The 17624-nt window shown below is 67.8% G+C and carries 17 protein-coding genes; 8 read left to right on the plus strand and 9 right to left on the minus strand.

Translation table 11 applies throughout. From position 1 onward, the window contains the following. The first annotated feature begins 120 nt into the window (after positions 1-120). The gene (locus EWM63_RS31145) at positions 121-1239 is read left to right on the plus strand and encodes a PQQ-dependent sugar dehydrogenase (RefSeq protein WP_130189987.1); all 1119 of its coding nucleotides are present in this window, start codon (positions 121-123) and stop codon (positions 1237-1239) included. A gap of 104 nt (positions 1240-1343) precedes the next feature. Here EWM63_RS31145 and EWM63_RS31150 read toward each other — a convergent pair whose 3' ends face one another. From EWM63_RS31150 to EWM63_RS31170, 5 genes are all read right to left on the minus strand, one after another. Then, on the minus strand, positions 1344-1943 hold the full coding sequence (locus tag EWM63_RS31150; RefSeq protein ID WP_130189988.1) for a hypothetical protein: 600 nt from the start codon (positions 1941-1943) through the stop codon (positions 1344-1346). 107 nt (positions 1944-2050) lie between these two features. After that, on the minus strand, positions 2051-2551 hold the full coding sequence (locus tag EWM63_RS31155) for a lysozyme inhibitor LprI family protein (RefSeq protein WP_130189989.1): 501 nt from the start codon (positions 2549-2551) through the stop codon (positions 2051-2053). Between the two features lie 618 nt (positions 2552-3169). Then, positions 3170-4588 carry a multicopper oxidase family protein gene (locus tag EWM63_RS31160; protein WP_130189990.1) on the minus strand — a complete coding sequence of 473 codons (1419 nt, stop codon included), beginning with the start codon at positions 4586-4588 and terminating at the stop codon, positions 3170-3172. Further along, on the minus strand, positions 4572-6059 hold the full coding sequence (locus EWM63_RS31165) for a TolC family protein (RefSeq protein ID WP_229487615.1): 1488 nt from the start codon (positions 6057-6059) through the stop codon (positions 4572-4574). Before EWM63_RS31165 ends, EWM63_RS31160 begins: the two co-directional genes overlap by 17 nt. 66 nt (positions 6060-6125) lie before the next feature. Next, positions 6126-6572, minus strand: coding sequence for a hypothetical protein (locus EWM63_RS31170; RefSeq protein ID WP_130189991.1), 447 nt, complete (start codon positions 6570-6572; stop codon positions 6126-6128). A 107-nt stretch (positions 6573-6679) separates the two neighbouring features. On the opposite strand from EWM63_RS31170, the gene EWM63_RS31175 reads away from it, so the two are divergent. Then, positions 6680-7549 (plus strand): EamA family transporter, encoded by an 870-nt coding sequence (locus tag EWM63_RS31175; RefSeq protein ID WP_130189992.1) that lies wholly within the window; start codon positions 6680-6682, stop codon positions 7547-7549. A gap of 13 nt (positions 7550-7562) precedes the next feature. Here EWM63_RS31175 and trbK read toward each other — a convergent pair whose 3' ends face one another. Then, positions 7563-7787 (minus strand): entry exclusion lipoprotein TrbK, encoded by a 225-nt coding sequence (gene trbK / locus EWM63_RS31180; protein WP_165391015.1) that lies wholly within the window; start codon positions 7785-7787, stop codon positions 7563-7565. 32 nt (positions 7788-7819) lie between these two features. Further along, positions 7820-9265 carry a M20/M25/M40 family metallo-hydrolase gene (locus EWM63_RS31185; protein WP_130189994.1) on the minus strand — a complete coding sequence of 482 codons (1446 nt, stop codon included), beginning with the start codon at positions 9263-9265 and terminating at the stop codon, positions 7820-7822. A 234-nt stretch (positions 9266-9499) separates the two neighbouring features. On the opposite strand from EWM63_RS31185, the gene EWM63_RS31190 reads away from it, so the two are divergent. Together EWM63_RS31190 and EWM63_RS31195 are read left to right on the plus strand one after the other, a co-directional pair. Next, positions 9500-10051, plus strand: coding sequence for a GNAT family N-acetyltransferase (locus EWM63_RS31190; protein ID WP_130189995.1), 552 nt, complete (start codon positions 9500-9502; stop codon positions 10049-10051). 138 nt (positions 10052-10189) lie between these two features. Next, positions 10190-10564 (plus strand): glycine zipper domain-containing protein, encoded by a 375-nt coding sequence (locus EWM63_RS31195; RefSeq protein WP_130189996.1) that lies wholly within the window; start codon positions 10190-10192, stop codon positions 10562-10564. A gap of 73 nt (positions 10565-10637) precedes the next feature. Here EWM63_RS31195 and EWM63_RS31200 read toward each other — a convergent pair whose 3' ends face one another. Then, positions 10638-11228, minus strand: a complete 591-nt coding sequence (locus tag EWM63_RS31200; protein ID WP_130189997.1) for a histidine phosphatase family protein — start codon at positions 11226-11228, stop codon at positions 10638-10640. Then, positions 11228-11707 carry an NUDIX hydrolase gene (locus tag EWM63_RS31205; RefSeq protein ID WP_130189998.1) on the minus strand — a complete coding sequence of 160 codons (480 nt, stop codon included), beginning with the start codon at positions 11705-11707 and terminating at the stop codon, positions 11228-11230. The genes EWM63_RS31200 and EWM63_RS31205 overlap by 1 nt, the downstream gene beginning before the upstream one ends. Positions 11708-11943: 236 nt before the next feature. On the opposite strand from EWM63_RS31205, the gene EWM63_RS31210 reads away from it, so the two are divergent. From EWM63_RS31210 to EWM63_RS31225, 4 genes are read left to right on the plus strand one after another with little or no spacing between them, the layout of a single operon-like run. Beyond that, positions 11944-12957 carry a protein kinase domain-containing protein gene (locus EWM63_RS31210; RefSeq protein WP_130189999.1) on the plus strand — a complete coding sequence of 338 codons (1014 nt, stop codon included), beginning with the start codon at positions 11944-11946 and terminating at the stop codon, positions 12955-12957. Beyond that, positions 12954-15299, plus strand: coding sequence for an FtsW/RodA/SpoVE family cell cycle protein (locus tag EWM63_RS31215; protein ID WP_229487616.1), 2346 nt, complete (start codon positions 12954-12956; stop codon positions 15297-15299). The genes EWM63_RS31210 and EWM63_RS31215 overlap by 4 nt, the downstream gene beginning before the upstream one ends. A 3-nt stretch (positions 15300-15302) precedes the next feature. Next, positions 15303-16976 carry a hypothetical protein gene (locus tag EWM63_RS31220; protein ID WP_130190000.1) on the plus strand — a complete coding sequence of 558 codons (1674 nt, stop codon included), beginning with the start codon at positions 15303-15305 and terminating at the stop codon, positions 16974-16976. Positions 16977-16986: 10 nt separating this feature from the next. After that, a complete protein-coding gene (locus EWM63_RS31225) occupies positions 16987-17463 on the plus strand; it encodes an SH3 domain-containing protein (protein ID WP_130190001.1) in 477 nt (158 codons plus the stop codon). Positions 17464-17624: the final 161 nt, after the last annotated feature.

Below are 17624 nucleotides of genomic sequence, written 5' to 3' on the forward strand. Positions count from 1 at the left end.
GCCAATCCGGACGTTCGGTGACGTCGAAGCCACCGTGCCGGCGGCATCCGCATGCGGAACCGGCGTGCATCGCCATACCTATCGCCCCAACAACCTGGCATCAATGGAGATCTGAAAAACATGAATTTGAGCACGCTCGGCCTTGCCACCACTTTCTCGCTCACCCTGCTCGCGTTCGCCGCCGCCCCGACGGCCGCATCCGCGACCGGCGGCCTGCCTTTCGAGGTCAAGCCGGTCGGCACCTTCAAGAACCCATGGGCCATGGCATTCCTGCCCAACGGCAACGTGCTGGTGACGCAAAAGGAAGGGACGTTGATCCTGTTCGATCCCGCAACCGGTACCAGGCGGACGGTGTCCGGCACCCCCACCGTCAGCAGCAAGGGCCAGGGCGCACTCATGGACATCGTGCCCGCTCCCGATTTTGCCGCCAGCAAGCTGCTCTACTTCAGCTACTCCGAGGCGGGTTCCGGTGCCGGCAGCCGGGTCGTGCTCGCCACCGCGACCCTGGATCTGGCAGGCGGCACGCTCAAGGATACCAAGGCCATTTTCCGCAGCCAGGATGCGTCGACCGGCGGGCACTATTCGGGCCGTATCAGCTTCTCGCCGGATGGCAAGTATCTCTTCTTCACCAGCGGCGACCGCCAGCTGTTCGATCCGGCGCAGGACCCCAAGTCGACGCTCGGCAAGGTCTTGCGCCTGAACCTCGACGGCACGCCGGCCGCCGGCAACCCGCTCGCGGCCAAGGGCTTCCATGCAGCCGTCTGGTCGTATGGCCACCGCAACCTGCTGGGCATCGCCTTCGACAAGCAGGGGCGCCTGTGGGAAATGGAGATGGGGCCGCGCCATGGCGACGAGATCAACCTGATCAAGCCAGGCCTCAACTATGGCTGGCCGAAGGCATCGAATGGCAGCCACTATGACGGCCGGGACATCCCCGACCACGCGCCCGGCGACGGCTTCGAGGCCCCGAAAGTGTCCTGGAACCCGGCCATTTCACCGGGCGGCCTCGCCTACTACGATGCGGACCTGTTCCCGAAGTGGAAAAATTCCCTCTTCATCACCGGTCTCTCGGGCGAGTCTCTGGACCGCATCGCCCTCGACGGCGAGAACGCGACCAAGGCAGACCATTGGGACATGGACGAACGCATCCGCGCCGTGCGCACGGGGCCGGATGGCGCGCTATGGCTGCTGGAAGACGGTTCGCGCGGCCGGCTGCTGAAGCTCACACCGAAGAGGTAGGCCAGCGGGAACTGCGTGGCGCGGGCGTGCCGCTATCTGGCGGTTCGCAGAGAGCCCAGGTTCAGCAGGCGCGGCGTGAAGATCGTCATCGCTGGTTCTCCCGCTCAGTCGCCGCAACTGAATGTCAGGCTTTCGCCGACGGCCAATGTGCCTTCGTGGAGCCGGGTACCGGGCGCTTGCGACAAGACCCTTTCGAGATTCGAGCTATAGCCTCGCGCGCGCGCCTGTGCTGGCCTGTCGCTGGTCCAGACCACACTGAACCCGAATGAATCGTCCTCCGGACCGTTGCACCCGGTGAGCTCTTCGCCATCATGGGTCGTCAGCGACCAGGAGAATCCTTGACGCAGGCGCGGTCGGTCGCGTGCCTCCTGCGCTTCCGCCGCCGTCGGCGTGAAGTCGGTGCGCTCGCACGGCGGCTCCTCCGGGTACAGCTCGGCGATCGTCCGGCCCTGTGTTAGCCCTGCCGCAGGCGGCCGCTCGGCCAGGCGCACCGTGACGACCTGGCCGGCGACAAGCGTCATGTCGGGCGTCCAGATGCGGAACGTCGATGGCGCATCGACGGGGTAAGCCCCGCCGTGGCACGCCAGCGACCCTGGTTCTGCCCAAGCCAGGTCGCCACTCATGTGCACTGCAAAGATGTCCAATACGGCCAGGTCGGCTGCCGCGACCAGCACCCCGTCCACTGTCACAACCATCACCGTCATCTACACTGCCTCTTCTGTTGGGATTTTCCGCCGGCCGCTGCGTTGGATTCGACGCTACCATCTGGCGGGGCTATGAATCGATCCAAGGCACAAAACCTTTATCGCTGTCATGGTCTGCCCGAAGCAGGAATACGTTTGCGCTCTGGAAATCTGAATCCCTTTTCCATTCTATAAAATTCATCCTTGAATTCTACGCATCCGTTACACGGCATGACGGCTTCCAACGCCGATATGCGCTGTTCGGTCAGCCTCATCAAACACAAGTCCATTGAATAGTTGTAGCTACTTCCACCATGCTCTGCCTCGTTCTGGAACTTGCATTCAGCGTCGCGGAAAACGATCCATGCACGTTGCACGCTTTGCAGTCCTTGTGGCTTGACAAGTGCATGCACCAAGGTTTTATACACGACGTTCAAGCGTGTATCGGATTCCTTCAGCTCTCGATTCATGCAGAAAGTAGTTTCCCTCATGTTGCCTTGTTCGCAATGCTCCTGCTTTCTCCTCGCCAAATCGCTTTCTTGTTCCGACGCCTTGGTCAGAGACGGCTGCGAAACACAGCAGAAGACAATGCTCAACATGAACGACCGGCATAAGATGGAAGTTCCCACCACATTGCTCCTTCTGATAAGTAATCGTATTGATGCCTGCTTCTGGCCAGGTCTTGTCGCTCAGTGTACGGTAACTCGGCCCCAAAGGAGAGATTCACTGCCATGAAAGAAAATGCGGCATATGCCGATCCAGTTTAAAAATTCTCTTCGGTGTTGTTACGCTTTCCACGTCGGCGCGGCGCTGGATGGAATGGCCTCTTGAACAGGTCCCGCACGCTTTGGATAGAGCGTGATCGTGTTTCGGCCGCCGCTTGGCTCATCCTGGCCAGTGGCCGAGTTGCGCACACTAAAAAATTCCCTCCGGCTGTCGTACGAGATGAATGCGCCCTCAACTTGGTCCGTGACCTTCTTTCCTTCAAGGCGACGCAGCCGAGCGCCCGAGAAGAGCTTGACCACTAGCCTCTGTCTGAAAGCGGAAGTTCATGGGGACATATCCGCCTCGGCCTGTTGTGTCAAACATTAGTGTTTTCTTCCGAAGTCAACGTCTTGAGTCCGACTTTATTATTCGCTCACAACATCCGATGTGGTTGGCTTGGATGAACACGGTGTCTGACACTATTTTCCGAAGGAAAATAGTGTCAGACACCGTGTTCATCAGCCAATAGCTACGGCTTGAAGTTACCGGTACGCGAGCGCGCAACGACAAGCATCAATGATGCTCATGCCCTCCCCGCGCTTCAGCTCCAACGGCTTGCCCTGCGCCGGCGCCAGCGCGGGCATGCCGGGGGCCCGGGGTGCGGGCGGCAGCTCGCCGGTGAACTCGTGGGCGACCGTGCCCTTCGGGTGCTTGTAGTGGCCGGGGTCGCGGTAATCGCCGCGCGCCTGGCCCTCGCGAACCTTCACCAGCGTGAACATGCCGCCCATCTCGATCTCGCCGTACTGGCCAGTGCCGGTCATCATCGGCAGCGTGTTTTCCGGCAGCGGCATGCGCATGCTGCCCATCGAGCCGCCCTTGTCGCCCATGACCATGTAACCGGGCACGAGATCGTTGATCTTCTCGGCCACGCCGCGGTGGTCGACGCCGATCAGGGTGGGCACGTCGTGCCCCATCGCGTTCATCGTGTGGTGCGACTTGTGGCAGTGGAATGCCCAGTCGCCCGGGTTGTCGGCCACGAATTCGATGGCGCGCATCTGGCCGACGGCGATGTCGGTCGTCACCTCGGACCAGCGCGCCGACGGTTTCACCCAGCCGCCATCGGTGCCGGTCACCTCGAACGTGTGGCCGTGCAGGTGGATCGGGTGGTTGGTCATCGTCAGGTTGCCGGCGCGGATGCGCACGCGGTCGCCCTGGCGCACCACCATCGGGTCGATGGCCGGGAACACGCGGCTGTTGAAGGTCCACAGGTTGAAGTCCAGCATTGTGTTTACCTTCGGCGTGTAGCTGCCGGGCTCGATATCGTAGGCGCCCAGCAGGAACACGAAGTCGCGGTCGACGGCGTGCTGGCGGATGTCCTTCGGGTGGGTGACCCAGAAGCCCATCATGCCCATCGCCATCTGCACCATTTCGTCGGCGTGCGGGTGGTACATGAACGTGCCCGCATGCTTTGCCACGAACTCGTAGACGAACGTCTTGCCGGGCTGGATCGAAGGCTGCGTCACGCCGCTCACGCCATCCATGCCGTTCGGCAGTATCTGCCCGTGCCAGTGCACGCTGGTGTGCTCGGGTAGCTTGTTGGTGACGAAGATGCGCACCCGGTCGCCCTCGACCACTTCGATCGTGGGGCCGGGGCTTTGCCCGTTATAGCCCCACAGGTTCGCCGTCATGCCGGGCGCGACCTCGCGCACGACCGGTTCCGCCACGAGGTGGAACTCCTTGACGCCATCCTTCATGCGCCACGGCAGGCTCCAGCCATTGAGCGTGACGACGGGGTTGTACGGCCGGCCGTTCGGCGGCACGAGCGGCGCGGCGGTCGCGGCGGATGGACCCACCGGGGCTTCCGGCAGCGTTGCGGCACCGGCGCGGCTCACCATGCCGGCGCCCACCAGCGTGGTGGCGCTGGCCAGGAAGGAGCGGCGCGAATTACTGGACGTGGTCATGGTGTGCTCCGTGTTCGTTGGCGGTGGGTGTCGCGGGTGTCGCGGGTGTCGCGGGTGTATCGGATGTCGTGGGCGTTGCGGGTGGTGCGGACGTTGCGGCGGGCGTGGCGGGAACGGCGCGCGGTCGGCCGCCGATGGCGGTTTCCAGGTCGGCGTCGGCAATCCAGAATGCTTTTTGCGCCTCGATCGCCGCGGCCACGGCCACGCGCTGCTCGCGTGCGTCGGCCAGCAGTTCGAAGGTACTGAGCAGCATACCGTTGTAGCGCAGCAGTGTCTCGTCCGACACCTGCTTTTTCAAGGGGATGACGACGTCGCGGTAATGCCTGGCCAGCTCATACGACGTGCGCCACACGTGGTACGCTTCGCGCGCCTCGCTGCGGGCGTCGATTGCGGCCTGCGCCAGCCGGTTCGCCGACTGCATGTAGACCGCTTCGGCACGCCGCGTGCGCGCGGTGCCCCAGTCGAACAGCGGGATTTCCAGGGTCAGCTCGTAGCCGCGCTGCACCGGCTCGCCGCCTTCCCGCTCGCGCAGCGCGCCCAGTTCCAGCACGTTGATGAAGCGCGTGGCGCGCACCAGGCCGAGGGACGCGGCGGTGTGCTCGACGTCCTTCGCCGCCGCCTGCACGTCGAGGCGGTCGCGCATGGCCACGGTTTCGACGTCGGCCAGTTCGGGCGCTGCCTCAGGCAGGTCCGGCAAGCGGTCCGGCAGGCGGTATTGGGCGTCGGTGCCCGCCAGCCCCAGGAGCCGCGTGAGCCGCTCGCGCGCCGCCGTGGCGGCCTGCGACGCGCGCGTCACGTCGGCCATCGCTTCGGCATGAAAGGCGGCTTCGCGCGCCTGGTCGAAGGCGCTCCAGTTGCCGGCCTTGCGCATGCGCTGCGCCAGCTCGGCGCTGGCATCGGCCGCGCCAGCCACCTGTTTCGCATAGCCGGCGGCCTGTGCGCCGCCCACCGCTTCATACCAGGCGCGCCGCGTGTCGGCCGCCACTTTCAGCGCCTCGGCGGTCACGCGCAGCCTGGCTCCTTCGAACAGGCGGCCTTCGATGCGAGTGGCCAGCGGCGCCGTGATCAGGCTCGCCAGGTTGACGGCCAGCGAGCGCTCGATCGACGTGGTGCCGCCGCCGCGCTTGTGCTGGTAGCCGAATGCGGGATTCTGCAGGCGCCCGGCCTTCACCAGGTCGGCTTCGGCGATGCCGAGTTCCCAGTAGGTGGCTTGCAGGCCGCGGTTGTTCAGCAGCGCGATGCGCACCGCGTCGTCCACGGCGAGCGGTTGCGCCAGCATCGGCTTGAGTTGCTGCGCCAGCGCGTCGCGATCGGCGTCGCCGCGCAGCAGTTTCGTGGCCACGCCGGCGCGTGCCTGCGTGGCCTGGTCGACGGCGTTCATGCCGCCATCGGGGGAAAACGTGGCGCAGCCGGACAGGGCCAGCGCCAGGATCGGCACGGCAAATGCCGTCGCCATCGGGGATGATGTCATTGTTACCTCGAGCATGAGCGACCCGCTGCTGCGGGCCGGGACCGGCCATGGCGGCCGGCGCTGGAATCAGGCGGAGGCGGACTTCGGCGGCCGCTCGAGGCCGGCCAGGTCGACGGCGGCCGGTGCGGCGGGAACGAAGGGAACGGTGGCGCATCGGCCATCCTGCAGCGGCGGCGCGGCGGGCAGCGCGGGCGCCAGCGGCGCTCCCGTGCAGCAGGCGCCCGCGCTGGCGCATTGGCCATGATCGGCGTGCGATGCATCGCCGTCGGGATCAGCATAGTGATGCCCGCCGGCGTGATCCGCCATGGCGGCTGCGTGCTGCGCGGCGAGCATGGCCGCGTGGTCGTGATGGCCATCGGGCTGCATCGACGCCTGCATTGGCGCCGCCATTGCGGTATGCGCGGCCGGCGACGTTTGCATGCCACACAGCAGCATCGTGACCGAGGCGAAGCCCTGCAGCGGCACGCCGGCCAGCAGGAACCACAGCAGCAATGTACGGAGCAGCGCTTTCATGGGGCGCCATGGTAGCACGGGCACGCGCCGGATGGCGGCGGGCGGCTATACTGTCGGGCCATCCCTGCCGCGCAGGCTGCCACGCCCGCGCATCGATCCGACGCTTCATGCCGCCAGTTTCCACACCTTCGCCCCGTTCCGACGCCCTTCCCTATGCCGCGCTCCTGCTGTCGCTCGTGTCGCTGACGGCCGGCGCCTCGCTTGCCAAGCAGCTGTTCCCGCTGATCGGCCCCGCCGGCGCGACGGCGCTGCGGCTCACCTTTGCAGCGCTCATCCTGTCCGCCGTGTTCAAGCCATGGCGCATCCGGCTCGGTGGCGAGTGGCGCCCTCTGGCGCTATATGGCGTGTCGCTCGGCGTGATGAACCTGACGTTCTATTCGTCGCTGGCCTACATTCCGCTGGGCGTGGCCATCGCGGTCGAGTTCACCGGCCCGCTGGCGGTGGCGGTGTTCACGTCGCGCCGGCGCATGGATTTCGTGTGGATCGCACTGGCCGCGGGCGGGCTGGCGCTGCTGCTGCCGCTGGACCGCGCCGCGGTCGCGCTCGACTGGCGCGGGATCGTGCTGGCGCTGTGCGCCGGCGTGTGCTGGGCCGTGTACATCCTGGCCGGCAAGCGGGCCGGCATGCGGCATGGGCCCGCCGCGTCGGCCTGCGGCATGTGGATCGGCGTGCTGGTGGCCGCGCCGTTCGGGTTCTACCAGGCCGGCGCCGCCATCCTGTCGCCGCACGTGCTGGCGCTGGGCCTGGGCGTGGCCATCGTTTCCAGCGCGATTCCCTATTCGCTTGAAATGGTGGCGCTGCGCCGGCTGCCGGCCAGCACGTTCAGCATCCTGCTGAGCGCGGAGCCGGCGTTCGGCGCGCTGATGGGCCTTGCGCTGCTGGGCGAACGGCTGGCGTGGAACCAGTGGGCCGCCATCGGCGCCATCATCGCCGCATCCGTCGGCGCGGCGACGAGCAGCCGGTTCGCCGCGAAGTGACGGGTTGACGCGATCAGCTAGCCGGCGTGGCCGGCTTGAACTGTTCGCGGCGGTCGCACCGTTCCTGGAAAGCCTTGCGCACGGCTTCGTCGGCGATCTTGCCGATCTCGGCGGACGTGCATGTGGCATCCGTCATTGTCATCTGCTGTGCCGTCAGTTGCGGGTCGACCTTGCTGCTGCAGCCAGCCAGCAGCATGGCCACGGCGCACAGGGCGCCAATCGTTTTGAAGTGGTTCATCGTCGTTCCATTCCGGAAGTGAGTGGGTTCCATCATTCGACCTGTTCCGGCGCGCGGCCGATCGGCTGGTCCATGTTGGCAAGGTACCACGTCAGCGCCGACATCACGGCCACGTGCCGCTTCAGGTACTCCGGGTCGACCTTGTCGAACGTGTCGGCCGGGGTATGGTGATAATTGAAATAAACGCTCGAGTCGACCAGCGGCGTGAACGACGGCACGCCGTCCGCTTCCATCGCGTGCAGGTCGCCGGCGCCGATCACGTCGCGGCGCTGCAGCACGCCCGCGCCGATCGGCACCAGCGAGGCCTGCAGCGGCGCGAACAGCTTTTCATATTGCGGGCGGATGCCGGCCTGCACGCCAAACGTGCGGCCCGCCACGCCGCCATCGCTTTCGATCGCGGCGAACTGCTTGTCCAGCGTGGCCTTGTTCGCCATGTGGTAGGTGTCGCCGCCACGGCCGCCATTTTCCTCGTTCATCCAGGCGATCATGCGGATCGTGCGGCGCGGTTTCAGATTCAGCTTCTTCAGCGTTTCCAGCACGCCCATCGACGCGGTAACGCCGGTGGCGTCGTCATGCGCGCCGGTTGCCAGGTCCCACGAATCGAGGTGGCCGGACACGATGACGACTTCGTCGGCCTTGTCCGTGCCCGGCAGGTCGGCGATCACGTTGTAGCTGTCGGCATCGGGCAGGGTTTGCGGCGTGAGCACCAGTTTCATCGCGACCGGGCCGCGCTTGCTCAGGCGGGCGATCAGCATGGCGTCTTCCGCCGTCACGGAGGCGGCGGGAATGCGCTTGCCGTCCTTCAGGCCCGTGGTGCCGGTGTGCGTGAGGCGATAATCGGCGCCACCGACGGCGCGCACCAGCGCGGCGGCCGCGCCCAGGTCGGCCGCCAGCGCCGGGCCGCGGGTGCGGAAGGCGGAACCGCGGCGATAGGCCGGGCCACCCAGGCCCGCATCGGCCATGCCCTGGTCGAACGCCACGTCGAACAGCACGATCTTGCCCTTGATCTCGGCGGCGCGGGCTTTCAGTTCATCGAGATCGCGCACGATGATCACGGGTGCCGTCAGGCCTTGCGCCGGTGTGGCGCCGGAGCCGCCCAGCGCCGTCAGCACGATGTTTTGCACCACGCCCTGCGGGCGGCCCGCGTAATCGACCAGTTGCGCCTTTTCCTCGCCGCGCACCCAGTGCGGCACCTTCACCGGCTGCAGCGTGACCTTCGCGCCCAGCTTGCGCATCGTGTCGGCCACCTGCTGCACGGCCGCCGCCGCGCCCGCCGATCCGGACAGGCGCGGGCCGATCAGGTCCGTCATGTCTTCCAGCTTTTCATAGGCCCAGTTGCTGCCCATCGCCGTATCGCGGATCTTGCCCAGGGTGGCAGCATCGTTGGCGCTGGCGGCATGGGTAAAGGTGGTGGCAAGCAGGCCGGAAGCGAAAAGACTCGCGGCGATGGCGGTGAGGACGGGATTGCGGATATTCATGCGATGGATCCGGAATAAGGTTCGAGGAAGCAGGACGATATCATTTGACAATGTTGTAAAGCAACTTATAACTGAGCTACCAAACCAGAATGCCTGACAAAGCCTTCAGGGCAAGGCGCGCCGTCGAAGACAGTACGCTTGTACGGCAAGACGGTGCAACGCAGCCATGGAGGTTTGCCAGACGTTCCAAAGCGCTTGTTTGACCTTGCGGTTTTCCTCGCATAGCATGTGACAATGCTGAAAGGACCCCTCTGCACCGTGCGGCACCTGCTGAACACGGACCTGAACACGTTCATCGCGCTCGTGAACGACCTGCCATCGCGCGGGGATTATTTTTCCAGCCAGTTCAAGTCGCCGGAAACGATGCGCAAGGAATTTGTCCAGCATGGCTTCGTGACCGACGACAGCGAACTGTTCGTCGTCGAAGACGCGTACCGGCACATCGTCGGCGTCATCAGCCATTTCAAGAGCCGCACGCCAACCACGCGCGAGATCGGCTACCGGCTGTTCGACATGGCCCTCGCCGGCCAGGGCTACACGACCGACGCGCTGCGCATGGTGACGGATCACCTGTTTCGCGTGCACACGTGGCACCGGCTCGAGCTGCTGGTGGCGCCGGGCAATGTCGCTTCCATGCGCGTGGCGCAAAAGTGCGGCTTTACCGGGGAAGGCGTGTTGCGCGAGGCATTCTTCATCAATGGCCGCTACCAGGATGTGCAGGTTCTGAGCCTGTTACGGCACGAGTGGGAGCGGCTGCAGGCGCCCCCTCGGGACGGAAATCTGTAACACGCCTGTTACCTGCCCGGATGACTTTGTAAGAATCTGTGTATTGACTGGCAATTCCGTACGGACCAGATAAAGTACACCTACATCAAACGGCAGACATCATTTCGGTGACGCCGGGCATAATATGGGGGAAATATCATGTTCATCAAAAAAATCATCGGAGTTGTCCTGCTGGGTGCCGCTGTGACGACATCGTCCGCCGCCCTTGCCGCCGGCGACCGTGCCTTCAATACCGCCGCCGGCGCCGTCGTCGGTGCCGCCCTCGGCAGCCAGACCGGCAATGGCACGACCGGCACCGTGGTCGGTGGCGTGGTTGGTGGCCTGGTCGGCAATGCCATCAGCTCGAAGGACCGCGACCGCCACGAGCGCGAGTACTACCCCCGCGAGCGCGTGTATGTGCAGCAGCGGCCGGTGTATGTCGAGCGCCGCGTGGTGCACGAATACCGTGACGGCCACCGTGGCCGCGGCCATGGCAAGGGCCATCGCAAGCACCACCATCATCACCACGACTGATCCTGGATCAGGATTGCAAAAAGCCCGGCCGATGCCGGGTTTTTCATTTCTTGCCCGGCCGATGCCGGGCCAGTTACTCGTGCCAGGTTGGCAGCGTGAATGCACCGCCCCCAAGTGTATACAGGGCCACCTGGCCGTTCGCCAGCGAATAGCGGAAGAAGTCGTCCCGCGACAGGTCTGCCAGCAAGGCCCGGATGACCTTGGCGACGAAGCCGTGCGCCACCAGCACGACACTGCGGCCGGCAAAGTCGCGCTGCACGATCGCCAGGCCGCGGGCAACCCGCTCGAAGACGGCCCGGATGGTTTCCCCGCCCGTCGGCGCCGCATCCCACCGGCGCGTGATGTCCTGTTCCCACAGTGCGGGATAGGCGGCCCGCGCCTCTTCCCGCGTCAAGCCCTCGTAGACACCGACTTCGCGTTCGGCGAATTCCCCGATCGTCACCACGGGCAGCGACCATGCCGCCGCGAGCACCCCGGCCGTCTGCCTCGCACGCAGTTTCGGCGAGCAGACGAGGACATCGGCGCGCCCTGCCAGCACGCCCGCCAGCGCCGCCGCCTGCCGCAAGCCGTCTTCGTCGAGCGGCGGGTCGAGCGCACCCAGGTAACGGTCCTGGGCATTGAAGATGGTGCGGCCATGGCGGATGACGAACAGGGATGTTTGCATCAACTGCCTCGATCGCGCTGCACGATGTGCGCCGGATGCGGCCCGTCGCCCGCCAGCGCGTCGCGCAGCGCCGCGGGCCGTATTTCCAGGCCATCCAGCGCCGACCTTGAGAACCACCGGAATTCGAGGTGCCGCTCACCCTCGATGCCCGCATGGCTGCGCGCCTTGTCCAGCAGCGCCGACCCTGGCCGCAACGTCACGTCGAAATACAGGCCTACTTCGTGATATGGGCGATCGCCCAGCGCAAAGAAATTTTCCACGACATGCAGCAGGGCCCCGCATTCGACCGCTTCACCGATCTCCTCCTCGAATTCCCTCGCCACACATGCACTGGCCTCCTCCCCCGCCTCGACGCGGCCGCCGGGCAGCGCCCAGACAGTGTCGCCGACCGGGCGGTGCAGCAGCACGCAACCGTCGTCGATGACGATCCCGGCCGCGCGCAGCCGGAAGCGGTGACCAGGAAAGTCGACCGAAATCATGGATATGCCGTTTCAATGTCAATGGGTTGATATGGAACGGCGTCGCCGTTCACCCGGTAGTGCGGGGCAAGCATCCACCATCGCGGGCAAGGTGGTCAATGCCCCGAGGCCCGATTCCGGCCGGATCACGGTCGAATATTTACGCATATGCTCATCCGCCGCGCGCATGACGACGCCGGCACTTGCCTTTTCCCCCTCCCCCGCTAGCCGGCATCGGACCATCCGATACCGACACCATGCCAGCTTGCGACACCACCATTGCCCTCGCCAGGGGCCACTACCGCCTGCGGGAGCAGGTCGGCGGTTCCGTGTATGGCACGATCTGGCGCGCGACATCGATCAAGTCAGCGGCATCGAACCATGCCGGGGTGCCGGACGTGGCGCTGAAGTTCGTGAACGCGGAGCAGATGGCGCGGGCGTTGCCGGCGCAGCAGGAACGCTGGATCGCCAGCGCGCGCAATGAGATCGCCTTCCTCGAAGCGCTGCAGCCATGGGATGGCCGGCATATCGTGCGCCTCGTCGACACGGGCTGGCACGATGGCTTGCCCGTGCTGGCGCTCGAGCTGATGAGTGGCGACCTGGGGCGGCACGTGGCGCGCCGCCGCGCACAGGGCGATGCGCCGGCGCTGCCCGAGGTGCTGGACTGGATCGGCCAGTTGAACGGGGCACTGGCGAAGGTGCACCAGCATGGCTGGCGCTACCTGGACCTGAAACCGGCGAACGTGCTGGTGGATGCCGCGACCGGCACGGTCAAGCTGGCCGACTTCGGCACCAACCGCGCACTGGCTATGGCGCAGGCGCACAGCTACTGCGGCACGGCGAACTGGCAGGCGCCGGAACAGTTCTTCCCCGCGCCCGGGGGCGGCTATGCGACAGGGCGCCATAGCGATTACTTCGCGCTCGGCGCACTGACCTTCTTTCTCGTGACAGGGACGGCGCTGCGCTGGTGCACCGCGTGCGGCGACGCCTACCGCCAGCACCTGTCCGATGGCGCCCGCACCATGCTCGATGCCGGCCCGCTGCCGCCCGTGCTGGCCGATGACGACGTGGCGGCCTTTATCGATGCGGTGCCGGCCGCGGCACGGGTGCCGGCGCTGCACCTGCTGACAGGGCTGCTGGCGCGCGCACCGGATGAGCGCCCGCGCAACGCCTTGCACATCAGCCGGATGATCGACGCGGTGCGCGCCGGCCTGGGCGGCCGCGCGGCGCTGGTGCGCAGCTGCGCCGCCATGCTGGAGGGACGACTGTGAGCGCCCTGAAGGGTCGACACCTGTTGCTCGCCCTGTTGGCGGCACTGTTCGCGCTCCAGCTCATCGCGCTGCTGCGCGCGCCGGCCGCGTGGCTGCCCGCCACTGTCACGATCCGCCTCGACCGGCCCGGCACGGTAACGGTCAATGCCGCGCAGCTCGGCGCCGTGGGCGCAGCCGGCACGCGGCTTACCGTCAGCCGGGATGCCGGGGGCGCGTGGCGGCTGCGCGCGGCGGGCCCGGCCCGGCCGCTGCTGCGCCGCGCCACTGGCGATGAACGACTAGGTACGGTCGACACGACAGGGCTGCGGACGTTCCGCGTCGGTCCCCGTGTTTTCACCGTGTTTTCCGCCCCGGCGGGCAGCCTGGCGTTCACCGATGGCGCAACGCGCTGGACCTTCGACGGCGCCACGGTCCACCGCGACGGCAGGCCGCAGCCGCCATGTCCGGGGGCACCGTGGTCCGCGCACGTGGCGGCGCTGTGGAACGACCTCGCGCCCTCCGTGCTGCGCATTGCACGGCCGCTGGTCTTCGGCGGCAACCTGCACTGCGGGAACCGGGTCGGCGTGGCCGGCGTCGATGGCGGCGGCGCCCGGGTGGCGCGCGGTTCCGACGGCATGGTGCTCGCCGGCGGCACCGCACCGGTGAACGCCGGCGATGCGAACCTGCGCGACGACGAACGCGGGCTGGAAGGCGTGCAGGCGATGACGCTCGGCCGCACTCGTTATGACGTGTCGCTCGATGGCGCCGCGCTAGCCCTGGCCCCTGCACGGCGGGTGGCACTGTACGCGGCGCCCGACATGGCGCTGCCGGCGCCAGTGGCGTGGCAATGGCGGCAACGCAGCCTGTGGCAAGGCGGCCCGGTGCCATGGACACTCGCCGCCGCCGCGGCGCTGGCGCTGCTGGCCGTGGCCCGCGCCAGGCCGGAACCCGCCCGGCGGCGCGGCAATATCCTCGGTCCCCTGGCTGGTGCGCGCCGCGCACGCTCCACCTTGTCCGGCCTCGGGCGGCACCTGCGCGCTCCTGCCGCCGCGCTGGTGTTTGCCGCCGGTTGCACCGCCCTCCTGCTGGAACGGGGCGGCGCTGCCGTTACCACTACCCTGCCGGCGGGCTGCTCGCTGCTCCTTGCCGCCTGCGCGGTGGGTCTCTGGCTGGTGCAGCCCGGCCGCCTGCCAGCGGCCGTCGGCGCGGCGCTGCTGCTGGCCGGCACCGGCCTCGTATGCCAGCTGAACCTGGGCCTGGCGGGCATGGATACCGGCTGGCTGCGTTATTACGGCAAGACCGCCGCGCTGCTGGCCATCGGCAGCGGCGCGGTCGCCCTCTGGCGCCTTTCCCCGTGGGCGCGGCTGGCGATCTCGCAGCGCCGCATCGAATGGCTGCTGGCCGGCGCTGCCGGCGGTACCTTGCTGCTGCTTGGCGCGCAAGTGCTGTGGGGCGACGAAACCGGCGTGTTCGACGTCCAGCCGGTGGAGGCGGCCAAGTTCGTGCTCACCTTGCTGACGGCGCACTGCGTTGCACTGCGGATGGGCTGGCGCGCCGACCATGGCAAGCAGCCGGGCCATGGCGCGCGCTGGCTGCGCCTGGCCGCGCCGGCGCTGCTGTTCATCGCGCTGCTCGGTTGCGCGCTGGTGCAGGTCGACGATTATTCGCCGCTGATCCTGCTGCTGCTGTGGGCCGGCGCCATGATGCTGGCCTATGCGCTGGCGGCGCGCCGCTGGGTGGCGGCCGCCCTGGTGGGCTGCGCGGCGCTGGCCGCCATCGCCGGCGTGACGGCGCTGCGTACCGGTGACCCGGGCCGGCTGCCGGCCACCTTCTACGGCGACCGCTTCCAGGTGTGGCTGGAGCCCGGCCGGCATCCGCATACCGGCCAGCAGGTGCAGCAAGGCGCGGCCGCGATCGCCGCCGGCGGCTGGCTGGGCACGGACGGCATGCTGGGGCTCGCCTCGCTCGGCCATGCCGGCGGCGCCGTGATGGCGCTGCCGGCCGTGCAGGACGATTTCGCGCCATCGTTCCTGCTGCACCGGCACGGCCTGCTGGCGGCGCTGCTGCTGTGGTGCGCGCAGGCCGCGCTGGTGACGGGGCTGCTGGTCGCCGCCGTGCGTTGCGGGCGGGCCGGCACCGCCGCACGCGGCTTCCACCAGGCCTGGCTGCTGCGCCTGCGGGCGTTCACGCTGTGCGGTGGCGGCGCGTTCGTGGCCGGGCACCTGCTGCTGTCATGGGGCACGAACCTGGCGATCCTGCCCGTGATGGGACAGCCGATGAGCTTCCTGTCCGCGGGTGGCAGCCACCTGCTGTTTTTCCTCCTCCCCCTGCTAGGCATGTCTGCCGGTTCATCACAGGAGTAAACCATGCCGATCTATGTCCAACACGAAGTCCTGGGCCGCATTCCCGACGTATTCAACGCGGAGGCGATCTGGCAGGCGCCGGGGCTGGCCCTGTTCGCGCGCCGCCCGCTGCTGCGCGACCTGCTGGAACGCTGCCCCCGCGAACAGCGCGGCAGGGCCGCGACGCGCTGCTTCACGCACGTGACGCTGCGGCTGCCGCAGGAAGATGTCGACGACGACTACCACCTCACCCGAGGCAACCGGGCGCGCGACCTGGCGCAGACGCTGGCCACGCTGCACCAGAAGGACTTCGGCGACCTGCTCGGCGCCGACCAGGTGCGCTACCACGTGACCGGCGCCGACGACCTGCAACCCGGCGAGATCGAGGTGCGCTTCGGCCATGCCGTCTACCTGCCCGGGCCGGACGAGAAGGTGCTGTTCCACGTGAGCGCGTCTACCGATTCGGCGGTGTGGAAGCCTGTCTGCCCCGTCTACCCGGACCAGCGGCTGGCCGTGATCGATGAAGCCAGCGCACCCGGCTGGCCGTTCGGCGCGGTGGGCACGCTGTTGCTGATCAACGATGGCCCGGATGCCCAGCCGACCTTGCAGGTGCGCCCGAAGGACGCGCTGGAATGCCGGCGCGAGGAAGGCCGGAGCGGCCAGGCGACCTACGTCGTCACCCGCAAGGGCGACCCGCAGGGCAGGCGCCTGCTGCTGAAGGTCGAACGGGCCGGTGGCGCACCGGAAGCGCGACCGCTCATGCAGCCACTTATGCAGCCAAGCGCGCAACCGCTCATGCAACCAGAAATGCGACCGGACACGCAGCCGATGATGCAGCCGGTGGGCCGGCCCGCGGTCTGGCAATCGCGGCCGCAGGCCGCGCCGGTCCGCGGGCGCGCCGGCATCGGTGTCCAAGCCGCGGTGGACGATGGTACCGCCCTGCCCCAGGCCGTGGCGGCGCGCGCAGCGGCGGTTGGCGGCCAGACCGATGCAACGTTCGCGCCCGGCACGCGCCAGCGGCTGGTGCTGGCCGCGCTGGCGCTGCCCCGGCTGAGCCGTTATCGCGGCACGGGCGCCGCGGCGTTGTCGGTGCCGTTCGACCGCGCGCTCGCCGTCACCGCCCAGGCCGACCGTGCCCGCGACAACGGCGCATGCGGCGCGGCCGACGGCGCGCTGACGCTCGTCGTGGATGCCGACGATACGTTGCACGCAGTGACCGCGGCGGGCCGGGAACGCATTGCCCTGCCGGCAACCTTCGCGCCGGTCGGGGAACGCAAGCTGCACGTGCAGGCGGTGCCACGGCAACTGGCCGAGCGCTATTGCGCACTCGTCGCGCTGCCGGTGCCGGTGGCCGTTCCCGTCACGCAGGGCAGCTTCGGTCGCGGCACGCCGGACCTGGCGGCGCTGCGCGTGCTCGACGTGCCCGGCCTGCTGGCGAGGGACGGTGCCACCGCGCCCGACACGCCGGACCGCCTTGGCCTGTCGCGCGCCGCGTTCGCGTTCGATGCGGGGCCGCAAGGCCTGTCGATCACGCGGCAGTCCGCCACGCAGGCGCTGTACCACCTCGACGCGGCACTGGGCTTCGTGGGCATCATCGATGGCGCCGCCAGCGAAGGCGTGGCGGGCAATGCGCCGTTCATGCTGCCGCCGGGGCACCACGTGGTGGCGGGCCATTACGTGCTGCGCTTCGACGCCTGAGGAGCCGCCGATGTCGTTCACCGATTATCACGGTATCGCCGCTTACGGGCTGGCGCTGGCGTTCACGCTGGTACTGGCAGCGTTCCTTACGCCGGCGCGCTGGTGGCGGCGGCCGACCGCGCGCGGCGTCGCCATCCTCGGCACCGGAACGTGGGCGTTCGGCGCACTGCTGCTGCATCTCGTCGCGCCGCCGATGGCGGGCGCCGTGCAAACTGACGTGCCGATGCAACAGGCGGCATCGTCTTTGCCGGCGAACGTGCCGGCCGCCGGGCAGCCCTACCGTGTCCACCGCGACCTGAACGTGCGCGACGCGGCCGGTGTCGGCGCGGCGCGGATGGCGGTGGTGCCAGCCGGCGCGGTCGTCACGCCGACCGGCGCGCGCCACGGCGACTGGTGGCAGATCCGCTATGACGGCGCGGGCAGCGCACAGGCCACGCGAACGGGATGGGCCAGCAGCCTGTGGCTGCGCAGCGCGGCCGAGCAGTGACGGGAGGTTTTCGACAAGGTTGAGCAATCGCTACGGGGGCCGTGGGCCGGGCCGGCATGCGCGGGAATACGGGGCAAAAAGCACTGCTGTTCGGGGTAACGCCGAGTTGCCAACAGGATGCAAAAGCGCGTAAAGTCTCACTTGTCCCACCCCTGGCCCTC

Origin of the sequence: Pseudoduganella lutea (assembly GCF_004209755.1) — a bacterium.
GTDB lineage: Bacteria > Pseudomonadota > Gammaproteobacteria > Burkholderiales > Burkholderiaceae_D > Rugamonas > Rugamonas lutea.

Bases quoted from the DNA above. Each gene is read 5' to 3' on its own strand.
- EWM63_RS31145 (WP_130189987.1), top strand. From the start codon at position 121: ATGAATTTGAGCACGCTCGGCCTTGCCACCACTTTCTCGCTCACCCTG.
- EWM63_RS31150 (WP_130189988.1), bottom strand. From the start codon at position 1,943: ATGACGGTGATGGTTGTGACAGTGGACGGGGTGCTGGTCGCGGCAGCC.
- EWM63_RS31160 (WP_130189990.1), bottom strand. From the start codon at position 4,588: ATGACCACGTCCAGTAATTCGCGCCGCTCCTTCCTGGCCAGCGCCACC.
- EWM63_RS31165 (WP_229487615.1), bottom strand. From the start codon at position 6,059: ATGACATCATCCCCGATGGCGACGGCATTTGCCGTGCCGATCCTGGCG.
- EWM63_RS31170 (WP_130189991.1), bottom strand. From the start codon at position 6,572: ATGAAAGCGCTGCTCCGTACATTGCTGCTGTGGTTCCTGCTGGCCGGC.
- EWM63_RS31175 (WP_130189992.1), top strand. From the start codon at position 6,680: ATGCCGCCAGTTTCCACACCTTCGCCCCGTTCCGACGCCCTTCCCTAT.
- trbK (WP_165391015.1), bottom strand. From the start codon at position 7,787: ATGAACCACTTCAAAACGATTGGCGCCCTGTGCGCCGTGGCCATGCTG.
- EWM63_RS31185 (WP_130189994.1), bottom strand. From the start codon at position 9,265: ATGAATATCCGCAATCCCGTCCTCACCGCCATCGCCGCGAGTCTTTTC.
- EWM63_RS31190 (WP_130189995.1), top strand. From the start codon at position 9,500: ATGCTGAAAGGACCCCTCTGCACCGTGCGGCACCTGCTGAACACGGAC.
- EWM63_RS31195 (WP_130189996.1), top strand. From the start codon at position 10,190: ATGTTCATCAAAAAAATCATCGGAGTTGTCCTGCTGGGTGCCGCTGTG.
- EWM63_RS31200 (WP_130189997.1), bottom strand. From the start codon at position 11,228: ATGCAAACATCCCTGTTCGTCATCCGCCATGGCCGCACCATCTTCAAT.
- EWM63_RS31205 (WP_130189998.1), bottom strand. From the start codon at position 11,707: ATGATTTCGGTCGACTTTCCTGGTCACCGCTTCCGGCTGCGCGCGGCC.
- EWM63_RS31210 (WP_130189999.1), top strand. From the start codon at position 11,944: ATGCCAGCTTGCGACACCACCATTGCCCTCGCCAGGGGCCACTACCGC.
- EWM63_RS31220 (WP_130190000.1), top strand. From the start codon at position 15,303: ATGCCGATCTATGTCCAACACGAAGTCCTGGGCCGCATTCCCGACGTA.
- EWM63_RS31225 (WP_130190001.1), top strand. From the start codon at position 16,987: ATGTCGTTCACCGATTATCACGGTATCGCCGCTTACGGGCTGGCGCTG.